Source organism: Cecembia lonarensis LW9 (assembly GCF_000298295.1).
Lineage (GTDB): Bacteria > Bacteroidota > Bacteroidia > Cytophagales > Cyclobacteriaceae > Cecembia > Cecembia lonarensis.
Genome location: NZ_AMGM01000005.1, coordinates 1 through 12,159 on the forward strand (window position 1 = coordinate 1; position 12,159 = coordinate 12,159).

At 40.0% G+C, this 12,159-nt stretch carries 10 protein-coding genes; 5 read left to right on the forward strand and 5 right to left on the reverse strand.

Annotated elements, in window-relative coordinates; genetic code table 11:
* Nucleotides 1–165 (reverse strand): type IX secretion system membrane protein PorP/SprF (locus B879_RS22050; protein WP_157231500.1); only part of this gene is annotated, 165 nt, incomplete at its 3' end.
* Between the two features lie 641 nt (nucleotides 166–806).
* On the opposite strand from B879_RS22050, the gene B879_RS02440 reads away from it, so the two are divergent.
* Both B879_RS02440 and B879_RS02445 read left to right on the forward strand, forming a co-directional pair.
* Entirely contained in the window at nucleotides 807–2,240 is a 1,434-nt protein-coding gene (locus tag B879_RS02440; RefSeq protein ID WP_009183551.1) for an aldehyde dehydrogenase family protein, read from the forward strand.
* Between the two features lie 18 nt (nucleotides 2,241–2,258).
* Nucleotides 2,259–3,389: a DmpA family aminopeptidase gene (locus tag B879_RS02445; protein WP_009183552.1), complete on the forward strand. Its 1,131-nt coding sequence runs from the start codon at nucleotides 2,259–2,261 to the stop codon at nucleotides 3,387–3,389.
* Nucleotide 3,390: 1 nt separating this feature from the next.
* Here B879_RS02445 and B879_RS02450 read toward each other — a convergent pair whose 3' ends face one another.
* The 4 genes from B879_RS02450 to lysA all read right to left on the reverse strand — a co-directional run bounded on the left by B879_RS02450 (nucleotide 3,391) and on the right by lysA (nucleotide 9,522).
* Nucleotides 3,391–4,920 (reverse strand): cryptochrome/photolyase family protein, encoded by a 1,530-nt coding sequence (locus tag B879_RS02450; RefSeq protein WP_040400142.1) that lies wholly within the window; start codon nucleotides 4,918–4,920, stop codon nucleotides 3,391–3,393.
* 74 nt (nucleotides 4,921–4,994) lie between these two features.
* The gene (locus B879_RS02455; RefSeq protein ID WP_009183554.1) at nucleotides 4,995–6,023 is read right to left on the reverse strand and encodes a PorP/SprF family type IX secretion system membrane protein; all 1,029 of its coding nucleotides are present in this window, start codon (nucleotides 6,021–6,023) and stop codon (nucleotides 4,995–4,997) included.
* 4 nt (nucleotides 6,024–6,027) lie between these two features.
* A complete protein-coding gene (locus B879_RS02460) occupies nucleotides 6,028–7,878 on the reverse strand; it encodes a T9SS C-terminal target domain-containing protein (RefSeq protein WP_009183555.1) in 1,851 nt (616 codons plus the stop codon).
* Nucleotides 7,879–8,289: 411 nt separating this feature from the next.
* Nucleotides 8,290–9,522 carry a diaminopimelate decarboxylase gene (gene lysA / locus B879_RS02465; RefSeq protein WP_009183556.1) on the reverse strand — a complete coding sequence of 411 codons (1,233 nt, stop codon included), beginning with the start codon at nucleotides 9,520–9,522 and terminating at the stop codon, nucleotides 8,290–8,292.
* Between the two features lie 236 nt (nucleotides 9,523–9,758).
* Here lysA and B879_RS23485 point away from each other — a divergent pair, with 236 nt between their 5' ends.
* Genes B879_RS23485 through B879_RS02475 form a run of 3 tightly spaced genes read left to right on the forward strand, consistent with a single transcriptional unit; the run spans nucleotide 9,759 to nucleotide 12,143 of the window.
* Entirely contained in the window at nucleotides 9,759–10,370 is a 612-nt protein-coding gene (locus B879_RS23485; protein WP_009183557.1) for a hypothetical protein, read from the forward strand.
* Nucleotides 10,360–11,454: a sensor histidine kinase gene (locus B879_RS23490; RefSeq protein ID WP_306413686.1), complete on the forward strand. Its 1,095-nt coding sequence runs from the start codon at nucleotides 10,360–10,362 to the stop codon at nucleotides 11,452–11,454. Before B879_RS23485 ends, B879_RS23490 begins: the two co-directional genes overlap by 11 nt.
* Nucleotides 11,451–12,143 (forward strand): response regulator transcription factor, encoded by a 693-nt coding sequence (locus B879_RS02475; protein ID WP_009183559.1) that lies wholly within the window; start codon nucleotides 11,451–11,453, stop codon nucleotides 12,141–12,143. Before B879_RS23490 ends, B879_RS02475 begins: the two co-directional genes overlap by 4 nt.
* Nucleotides 12,144–12,159 lie beyond the last annotated feature (16 nt).

Genomic DNA, 12,159 nt, shown 5'->3' on the forward strand with positions numbered 1-12,159 from the left:
AGTACTCTGAACATAACCCTCACTCTTGTATCCCGCATATCCGGGATTGATATGAAGACCGTTGAACATGTACTGGCTGAACTGGGGCAGCTGCTGCCCCTCAGACAGATTCGGAATTGCCAAAAACAACACCGAAATAAACAAAATACTAAAAATCTTTCCCATCTCTTTCTATCGGTTTATTTGATGAATCAAGACCAGGCAGCATTTCAAATTTGTTTGCCTAAAAGCAGGATAGTTTTACTTGAATTTTGGATTGTTAAGCAGTCAGTAAAAATTCTCCTATTCTTCTTTTTCGGTCTATTCTCTCTAAGTATTTGAAAACCAAAGTTAACAAATGCTTATTTTTGCTGTAAACATACACTTTTTTGATTTTCATGTCAAGCATATTTGAAAAAATATTTTTTATTAAATGCATTTTTTATGTTTTGAAATGCTTTTTAATGGATTTTATTGGGTTTTTACAGCTAAAAAATGACCTGGCGGAGTGTTTTGCTAAATGATTGAATTAAAAAAGGGCATAAAAAAAGGAGCGTTTAGCTCCTCTTCGTTTTACTTAATTTTTCTGTTTTGATTTTTTTGAGGTATTCTTTAACCAACCTCATCCTTTGATTATCTCCCAAAATTCCTTGGGGAATAATCCTTTCCAAACTCCACTGCATAATCTTATTTGTTAGGGTGATGGTAAAATAACGAGTGTTAACACCAAATGGTTTTAAAATTAGGACAATCAAACTAAACAAAAATTTCAAGCTAACAAAATTTGTACTAAATTGAAAGGACAGAATTTTAAAGCATTATCACATATGGAGCAAGTCAGTCAAGAGGTCAAACACACAGGAATCGATGAAGTATTCAATTTGCAAAAGACACAATCCTTGAAAATGCGGCAAAGTCCAGCTATCCAGAGGATTGCCCTATTAAAAAAACTGCAAAACTGGATCAATGAACATCAGGAAGATATAAGGAGAGCCATCTTTGCTGATTTCAAAAAACCCTATCCTGAAATTGATATCAGCGAAATTTTTGTGGTCAGCTCGGAAATCAAACATGCCATCAAAAATCTTGAAACCTGGATGAAACCCAAAAAGGTAAGCACGCCATTGACCATGCTGGGCAGTAATTCCTATATACATTACGAACCTAAAGGGGTTTGCCTGATTATCTCACCATGGAATTATCCCTTTAACCTGGCAATGGGGCCTTTGGTATCTGCTTTGGCTGCGGGCTGTACGGCCATCATCAAACCCTCTGAATTGACCCCGCACACTGCTGCCCTGATCAGAAGGTTGGTGGAAGAAACATTCGACAAAGCCCAAGTGGCGGTCTTTGAAGGTGAAGTGGAAGTTGCCCAACAATTACTTGCCAAACCATTTGATCATATCTTTTTTACAGGTAGCCCATCGGTAGGAAAAATCATCATGAAAGCGGCGGCAGAAAACCTGAGCTCAGTTACACTGGAACTTGGGGGTAAATCTCCAGCTATCATTGACAGGGAAGCTGATATTCAAGATGCTGCAGAAAAAATTGTTTGGGGGAAATTTGTAAATTGTGGCCAAACCTGCATTGCTCCAGACTACATCTTGGTCCAACGGTCAATTCAGCCTGCATTTGCAGAAGCACTAAAAGTTCAGGTTGCAAAAATGTATGACCCCTCTGGCAAGGGTGTAGAAAAGTCGAAAGATTATGCCAGAATTGTCAGCGTCAAACACTTGAAAAGGCTCAAGCATCTCTTGGCAGATGCAGAGCGTAAAGGGGCTCAAATATATTGTGGCGGCTATGTGGATGAGAATGAATGTTTTTTTGAGCCGACCATATTGACTACTGTAGAAGACAATATGGAAGTAATGCAGGAAGAAATCTTTGGTCCCATCCTTCCCATAGTGACCTTTGATGAGTTGGCTGAAGCCATTACATATATCAATGCCAGGCCCAAACCACTGGCGCTTTATGCATTTTCCAAAAACAGTGACACAATCAAGCATATATTTAAGACCACTTCTTCGGGTGGGGCAGTTTCCAATGACTGTGTCCTGCATTTCCTTCAAAATGAACTGCCTTTCGGAGGTGTAAATAACAGTGGGCTGGGTAAGGCGCACGGGCATTTTGGCTTTTTAGCTTTCAGCAATGAAAAAGCGGTCCTACAACAAAGAATAGGTTTTACAGCTTCAAAACCCTTATTCCCCCCATATGGATTTACGGGCAAAAAAATAATTCAAAGCCTCATCAAGTGGTTTTGATGTGAAAATCGAAAAAAAATGGTTCTAAAATTCATTATTCCTTCTCTTCTTCTCTTGACCATGATGCAAGCTAAGGCCCAAAATAGAGCCCGCGATTTTGGTATTCAGATCGGTGTTATGGAACCCGGCTATTATAACAATATTACAGATGTCGCCGGCGTAAAAGTAGCTCATGTAACCAAAATAAAGGGAGAAGATATCCGGACAGGAGTGACTGCCATTTTGCCCCATGAAGGAAATCTCTTTCAGGAAAAAGTCCCTGCAGCAGTTTTTGTGGGAAATGGTTTTGGAAAATTGGCAGGGAGTACCCAAATCGAAGAGTTGGGAAACCTGGAAAGTCCAATCGTACTGACAAACACCCTCAATGTTGCCACTGGCCTCCAAGGAATCATCACATACACCTTATCCCAAGCCGGCAATGAGGCTGTTCAATCTGTCAATGCCGTGGTGGGAGAAACCAATGACGGGTATTTGAATGACATTAGAGGTCAACATGTAAGCATAGAAGACGTGATTGCTGCGATTCAAAATGCCAAGTCAGGAATGGTGGAAGAAGGCAATGTAGGTGCAGGAACTGGTACTGTCGCTTTTGGATTTAAGGGAGGTATAGGCAGCTCTTCCCGAAAACTTCCTGAAAACCTCGGTGGATTTCATGTTGGGGTGTTGGTACAGAGCAATTTTGGGGGTGTGCTGCAAATTGATGGCGTACCTATCGGAAAATTATTGGGCCAATACAGTTTCAAAAATCAATTGGAATCTGCTGATGGATCTTGCATGATCATCGTGGCTACAGATGCCCCTGTAGACGAAAGGAACTTAAAGCGCATGGCCCAAAGGGCTATGATGGGACTTGCGAAAACCGGCGGTATTGCTTCCAATGGCTCCGGTGATTATGTGATTGCTTTTTCAACCTATGAAAAAAACAGGGTAAAGCACAATGAAAAGTCCCTAAATCTGGAAGAAAGATCGCTTTTGAGAAATGATGACATGTCTCCTTTATTTTTAGCAACCATAGAAGCTACTGAAGAGGCCATCATCAATTCCCTCTTTGCAGCAAAAACCATGACAGGCAAAGAGGGAAGAACTGTACAAGCCTTACCATTGGACGAGGTGATCCAAATGATGAAAAACCACAACCGTATACCTTAAATTATAGGGACTCTATATTTTCCAAATAGTAGTCCGCTTGTTTTAGGATTTCTTCCTTGTCTTTCATTTTGGCCCAAGTCCTGTACATCATACCAATCCTGGGATTTTTGGTAAGTTTGTCCTCATGCCTATGGTAAAAATGCCAGTACAAGCTATTAAAAGGACAGGCCTTTTCCCCTGTCTTTTTTTGTTTGTTATAAAAACAGCCCGAACAATAATCACTCATTTTGTCGATGTAATTGGCCGAACTGACATAGGGTTTGGTACCTACAATACCTCCATCTGCAAATTGACTCATGCCTCTGGTATTGGTGATTTCCACCCATTCAATGGCATCAATATAAATACCTAAGTACCAGGCATCCACTTCATCCGGATGAATCCCTGCTAAGAGCATGAAATTTCCAGTAACCATCAACCTTTGGATATGATGGGCATAAGACTTTCCCAATGATTGTCCGATGGCATGCTGGAGACAATTCATCTTGGTATCACCTGTCCAGAAGTATTGGGGAAGCTTTCTTTTGTGTCCAAAGAAATTCATTTCCGCATATGCAGGCATTTTTGCCCAATATACGCCCCTCATGTACTCTCTCCAACCTATGATTTGCCGGATAAAACCCTCCACTTGGGCTATATCTACCGCATCCTGATTTTCCAACCAATACTTTTCAACCTTTTCCACAACTTCCAAAGGAGCAAGTAATTTACTGTTCAACAAAAAGCTCAATCTACTATGAAAAAGAAATGCATCACCGGTAAACATGGCATCTTGATACATTCCAAAATAGGGAAGCAACTTGCTACAAAAATAATCAAGTACCTGAAGCCCTTCCTCACGGGTTACCGGCCATTCAAAGTTCTCTTCTTGAATGTCACCAATGGTAGCTACGCCTTGAGCCCTGAGCAGTTCAACCAAATCTGTAACATCCCTTCTGAAAGTTTTTGCAGGTTTTAATAAAAGTGGATCTTTTAATTTATTTCTATTGTCATGATCATAGTTCCACTTACCTGTCAAAGGCTCTCGCCCATCCATCAAGATATCATACTTTTTCCTCATTTCCCGGTAAAAAGACTCCATCAAATAGGTTTTTTTACCTTTGAAAAATTCTCCTAAAAATTCCCGTGAGCACAAAAAGTGCTCTGTATCATAAACCCTCACTTGGGTGGAAGAATGGGCGGAAAAAATACTCAACTGCTCATCCAACCTATACTCATCCGGCAGTTGGTATTCAAACAGGTCAATATGGTTTTCCTTAATAATACGGGAAAGGTTTTTATCCAAACATTGTTGATTATCAGGATGATCTAGTGTTAAATACAGGACATGATGGCCTTGGGATTCCAACCATTGGGCAAAATTCCTCATGGCCAGAAAAAATCCTATAACCTTTTGGATGTGGTGATTCACATAATCTGTTTCCTGACGCACTTCCATCAGAACATACAACACCTTATCGTTTTTTTGTCGGAACCAGCTGTGCTGCCTGTTAAGCTGATCACCTAAAATCAATCTCAAAATCTTGGGCATAATTAAAGGGACTATTGTCAAATAATCCCTTTCACTGCTGATTGTTTAAAAATAAAAATTTAACCCTAGAAAAATCAATATTTAAAGCAGGGTAGCATGCTTGCCTTTCTCCCGGATTGTTTTGCATCACCCGCCAGGAATGAAAGTCTCATAGAAACTTCATGGGCTCCCCCAGTATTGGCCTGACCCAATTGGGATAAAGTAAAATCATAACTGTATCCTATATCCAAGCCATTCCCCAAAGAAACTCCTAAAAGCCCAATCAGGGATTCATTATTAGGCATGGCATTGCCAAAAGAGGGTAACCCTCGATACCAAAGGCCAAGCACAATGGGTTGTAAATGAATCTGTGCTCCTACATCCAGCTGATTAAATGGGTCCTGATGTTTATAATTAAAAGCCAAAATCAATTCTCTTTGGTTTTGGGTATTATTCATATAATTGCTAGCCCCTCCATTAGACAGATCAAATTTCAATCCTCCATGTGCAGAAAGTTTCATGGGCCACCTGGAAATCTGGTCATCAACAAAAGATACATTAGGTTGTGTGACATGATGAGCTGAAATGCCAAACCATCCAAACTCATTGTTAAACAACATCCCAAAATGATAATCCACATACCTATGCCTGCTATCAGGACCAAATAATTCACCGCTGAAATCTCCAATGGCCCCTGTACCGCGGTCAATCTGACTTCCGAAGACAAATTGGTTGAAATTGGCATCCCGAGAAAAGAAGCTGGCCTGTCCACCCAGACGCAAGAAACTGTTGAACCCCAATTGTAACCTGTAGGAATAGGCCAGGCCCACCTCGGAGGTACTTAGTCCTGCCATGGTTTCATTCATACCGTTCAAGATAAGTCCTACACCCGAATTAAGATTGAAAAAATAGTGATCAAAATATGCAGAATAAGCATTTAGACTGTGGTCCAATCCTGGCCACTGATTCCGGTAATTTACCCCAAAACGGGTCATCTCCGAAGACCCGGCAAAAGCAGGATTCAAAAAAATGGGCGCAGCATAAAACTGGGAAAATTGAATATCCTGAGCCTTAAGCAAGTTGGCTGATAACAAAAAGGTTAATATCAAAAATAATTTCTTCATAGAATTAACGCACTAAAGTCATGGTCCCAGTTTTCTGTACCGTTTCACCGCTGATGGTGGTATATTGAATTTTATACACATAATTACCCCTGGGCAAAAGTTGGCCTTTGTAAGTGCCATCCCAGCCTGCAATCTCCAGTCCTTTGGAAGTATAAAGGTGTTCTCCCCAATGATTAAAAATATCCATTTCAAATTGGGTTAAACCCCTAATTACCGGCTGGAATACATCATTCAACCCATCTCCGTTAGGTGTAAAAGCATTGGGTATAGTGACCCATTCCTCCTGATTCAACACATTAACTGTCCTGCTCTGTAAGGATGAGCAACCATAAATATCATAAGCCCTAAGTGTAACATTGAATTCTCCTGGATTATTGAATATGTGTACAGGGTCTTTCTCCATGGCTTTAGAACCATCCCCAAAATCCCATTCCCAGGCTATAAAATCTTCGGAAATTTCGCTTTCAAAAACCAAAGGTTCCAAAACATGCACTTCTTTTTCAGAAGAAATAGATAACTTCCTTACATTAAAATCTATCCGATTGGCTATGTTGTGGTCAAAAGGAAAGGATACCCTCACTTTTTCACTTACCTTACATCCCGCATCATCAAAAACCTCTACTGTAATTTCTCCAGATTGCCTGAATTCAATCTCTTGCTTGCCCTCTTCTCCATTACCCCAAAGAATGGTATAGGGAGCTTCTCCACCTTGAATGCTTACCCATGCGAAGCCTATTGCTTCTCCGGACTCACAGTCCAAATCCAAGGCTGTTTCGATTCTTGCTGAAAACTCCTGCGGTTGCGCTATTTCAACCACGGTTTCTATGGTACAACCTAAAGCATCGCTTACATTTAAGGTATAGGTACCTCCTTTCAGCCTGTTCAGGTTTTGCGTTTTCGCACCATTACTCCAAGAAAAGGAGTAGGGTGCTTTACCTCCTTTTACCTCAATTTCGATTTCTCCCTCCTCTGCACCAAAGCAATGGTTATGCTCCACCCTGGCGACTGTCACTTCAACTGCCTCAGGAGACTGAACTTCAAAAGATTTTGTGATCGAACAGCCAACTTGATCTTTGACCGTAACTTCATAAGTCCCTCGCTCCAGATCAAAAATATCTTTGGTAGTTTGTCCATTGGACCAGGCAAATGTAAAAGGAGCAGTTCCCCCTGTAACATTCAGCACGATAGACCCTAGAGTACCCTCTGTACAACTTGCTGTTTTGATTTCTTCACTAAGCTCAAGTGATGCCGCATTTGACTTGATTTCAAAACTCAGGGTAGCATCGCAGTTATACATGTCTATCACCCTAACGGTATAATCCCCAGGCAATAATTCTGTGGCCACCAATTCATCCTCCAAGCCATGGCTCCATATGATTTTATAAGGCTCTCCTCTCCCAAAACGAATATTTAGTTTGGCCATTCCATCCGGTTTACCCGAGCAAGTAGCAGGTTCAACACTATCCATTTCAATGATCAATGGAAAGGGGGGCTGAATAACAATTCTTTCTTCATGCCTTTGTCCTTGGCTGTCTTTAATAAAAACAGTGTAGGTTCCTGAGAAAAGATTGTATCTGTTTTGACTCTTATCGTGATTGTTCCATGTAAAGTCATAGGGGGGAACTCCACCTGTAACCTCAAGTATAATATGTCCACGGTCCATGTGGTGACAGAGTGCCAGCTTCCCTGAAACCTTGACTTCTATTTCTCCTGAATCACTCCCTTCCATCAATAAGCCAAGGCTTTGGCTCTTGGTATCATATCCCCAAAATCCGCTTGGCAAAGACATGGCTGTTACCTGATGCTGAAAAATCAGCATCAAACACATAACCCATATTTTCCAATTGCCTGACATGATATGACGTTTGACTTATAGTTTAGCCTAGCATAAATTGCCTTTTAAAACAATGATTTTGTATTTCATTTTTTAAAATAAAATTTTATGCTATTTGAATAAAACAAAACGATATAGCTAACAGTGTTTGTTTTTTATTAATTTATCAAATAAAATATCGAAAAAGCAAGTATTTGATACTCTGAGCAAAAATGAAATTCTACTTAAAAAAGTTTAATTTTTCTCTATATAGTACAATATTCAAATTTTGTTAAGTCTCCTGCTTTTTTTCAGATTTGAAATGCAATAGGACCAAAAATGGTTGTCTGAAAAAAAATTAAAGAAAATACTGTTTTTTGCAGGATTTGGTCCAAAGAGGTATAAAAAAACCGGAAAAGAAACTTTTCCGGTCATCAATTCAAATAAATGAGATCACAAGCCAATATCAACTTGATGCTTGAGGATATCCTCAAAAGTTTCTCTTTCTCTGATCACGTAAGCCTTTCCATGAAGCAATAAGACTTCAGCTGGCCTTAACCTGGAATTGTAGTTAGATGACATACTGAATCCGTAAGCTCCGGCATTTTTGATGGCAATAATATCTCCCTCTTGTACTTCTTTCAACTTCCTATCTGCGGCAATAGTGTCGGTCTCGCAAATGTAGCCTACAATGGTATAAACCCTTTCCGGCCCTTCGAGTTTGGAGATGTTCACTACGCCATGATAGGCATCGTACATCATAGGTCTGATCAGGTGGTTCAACCCGGAATCAACCCCAACAAAAGTAGAGGCAGGGGTCGATTTAATTACATTTACCTTAACCAATAAGTAGCCCGCTTCAGAAACAAGAAATTTACCTGGCTCAAACCAAATTTCGAGATCGGTACCATACTCCTTACAAAATGCTTTAAAGGCTTTGGATACTTTAATTCCTACATCCTGAATATCAGTGGCAATATCTCCCGGTTTGTAGGCCACTTTAAAACCTCCACCAAAATCCAAAAATTTCAATCCTTTAAATTCTCTTGCAGCATCAAACAGTATTTCAGCACCTTTCAAAAAAACTTCTGCATCCAAGATATCAGACCCAGTATGCACATGAAGCCCAATAATGTTAAGGTTATAGGCCTCAACTACCTTCAAAACGTGCTTAAGCTGAAGGATAGAAATGCCAAATTTACTGTCTATATGTCCAACGGAAATTTTGGCGTTTCCTCCTGCCAGAATATGGGGATTTAGCCGGATGCAAATGGGTACTTGATTCCCATAATATGTGCCAAAATGCTCCAACATGGGAATGTTATCAATATTGATCATTACGCCTAGCTCAACCGCCTCCTGGAACTCATCAAAAGATACGCTATTGGGCGTGTACATGATTTCATGCGGCTCAAAACCAGCATGTAGACAAAGTCTAACCTCCTCTATAGACACCGCATCAACACCTGTCCCAGCTTTTTTCATCAATTTCAAAATATTGATGTTTGACAGAGCTTTAGTGGCATATTTGATTTTCAGATTTACAGTAGAAAAAGCATCCTGCAGGCGCTTGACCTGTTGCAGGATCTTCTCTCCATCATATACATAGAGCGGTGTTCCGTAATCTTTGGCCAGCGCAGCAAGTCCTATGCCCTGAATTTCATATCGATTGTCCTTGATTTCCATGAATTGTATCTTAAACCGCAAAGATAAGGATAGCAAGCCAATAAAAAAGGGAGATATTGATCTCCCCTTTTTGCTTTTATAGTGCTTTTGTAAATTTAAGAAACAATTCAAACACCGAATTTAAAGCGAATTAAGGCTATCTTTATATATAAGTGTGGATTAAGCCTGTTAAAAATTGTTAAGCTCCCAAGCGGTCGGCGATTATCCTGTAAATTTGTACCATGTCTAAATCCCAAATGAAATTAATCATCTTACTCATGTCCATTGCCAGCATTGGACTGATAGGATTTCAATATTATTGGGTAAACAATGCCTTGCGCATCAACGAGGAAAACTTTGAACAGAATGTATATCAGGCACTTTCCTTAGCCATGGAGCAACTTGAAAAAGAGGAAACCAGTGATATTTTTCTATCCTATCTGGCCAAAGATACTTTGGCTCAAAAATTATTATTCCAAAAAATAGAACCCATTGACGTGATAGTCCGACAACGTCCCATCAATAGAAGAAGACCTTCTGTGACTGACTCTATCATGCAGCAACCCATGCCTACAGTAAGCCAAAGGTTTAGAAGATTGGTGGAGTCCAGGGGTTATGACCTGTCTCTTTTCACTGATCTGGATAATTTCTTTACATATTTGACCCCACAAATCGCTTCCTCTATTTTTACCCCTGATGAAATGGAAATACTTTTGCAGGAAAGGGAAAGACAACTGCAGTTTTTCAACCAAATGGAGGGTGCTGGAAATACCCCTGGAAGGTTTCCTCTAGAACAGGAATTCGAAGAGGTATACAATATACCCAGGGATGCCTTAGGAAAAAATACGAAGGACCAATATGAAAATTGAAGCCATGAACCAGGTCTTGGAAGAATTACTGGAAGGTCAAAAAAACATACTGGATCGTGTAGATACCACCCAAATCAAACCCCTAATCAGAAACCATTTGAAAGAAAAAGGCATCGAGCAGCCTTTTGACCTGGCCATTATCAATGACCAAAACCAAATGATACCTATTGGGGCAATACAGAACACAGAAAGGATGGCTACTGGTATACAAGCAAAACTATTCCCCAGCGATCTACTAGGTAAAGAAAATGCCATCTTGATCCATTTCCCCAATAAACGGCTCTTTATACTCCAACAAATCTGGCTTCCTGTACTGAGTTCAATGCTTTTCATCGGCATTGTAATCTTCTGTTTTATTTATGCGATCAAGGTGATAATCAAACAAAAGAACCTCTCAGAAATCAAAAATGATTTCATCAATAACATGACCCATGAATTCAAAACCCCGATCGCAACAGTTAGTCTTGCAGTAGAAGCCTTACAAGACCCTGAACTCGTCAATCAGGATACTTTTAGAAACAGGTATATAGGCATTATAAAAGATGAGAATAAAAGGCTGGGTACTCAGGTAGAAAAAGTGCTTCAAGCAGCGACCCTTGAAAAAAAAGATTTCAAGCTGAATATGGAGTGGTTGAACCTGCACGATATTTTGGAATCGGCCAAGGCACATGTACTGCTGCAGGTAGAAAACAAAGGCGGGCAGATTGATCTGGAAACCCGATTTTCAGACCCCAACCTGGAAGCAGATGCTTTTCATTTAGCACACATACTCAATAACCTCTTAGATAATGCTATCAAATACTGTAGTGCAACACCCTTAATCAAGTTAAAAGCATGGGATGAAAACGGTTTTATATTCATATCCGTTACCGATAATGGGATTGGCATGTCCAAAGAAGCAGTCAGGAAAATATTTGATAAATTCTACAGGGTACCCACAGGAAATGTCCATGATGTAAAAGGATTTGGATTAGGATTAGCATATGTCAAAACCATGTTGGAAGCCCATCAAGGTGAAATACAGGTCAACAGTGAACCAGGAAAAGGAAGTACATTTACCATAAAACTCCCCAAAAAGCAATGAGCAAAGCAAGACTTTTAGTAGTGGAAGACGACCCTAACTTAGGGGACATCCTTCAGGAGTACCTCAGCATGAAAGGTTATGAAACCATATTGTGTCGTGATGGAGAAGAAGGTTGGTCAAAATTCAAAAAAGACAAGTTTGACCTTGCAATTTTGGATATCATGATGCCCAAAAAGGATGGATTCACACTTGGGAAAGAAATTAAAAAAGTCCAGGAAGATTTACCTATCATTTATCTGACAGCCAAAAACCTGAAAGATGATATCATAGAAGGACTCAAAATTGGTGCCGATGACTACATCACCAAGCCTTTTAGTATGGAAGAACTCTTGCTGAGGATCGCTGCAATCCTGAGAAGAACCCAAAAAAGCAGCGAAATTCAGGGCCTCAAAGTGTATAATTTTGGAGACTTTGAACTGCATTATGACGAACAATATATCAAAAGTCCATCAGGAACACACAAATTGACTTCCAAAGAAAATGAGCTCCTTCGCTTATTGGCTTCTGAAGTGAATAAATTGGTCAATAGAAGCCATGCCTTGAAACAGATATGGGGAGATGATTCCTATTTCAATGCCAGAAGTATGGATGTTTACCTTAGCAAAATCAGGAAAATTTTAAAAGAAGATCCGAAAGTCCAAATAATCACTGTACATGGGGAAGGCTTTAAACTGGTCGTATCGGAGTGATGGGGGAGGTATTAAA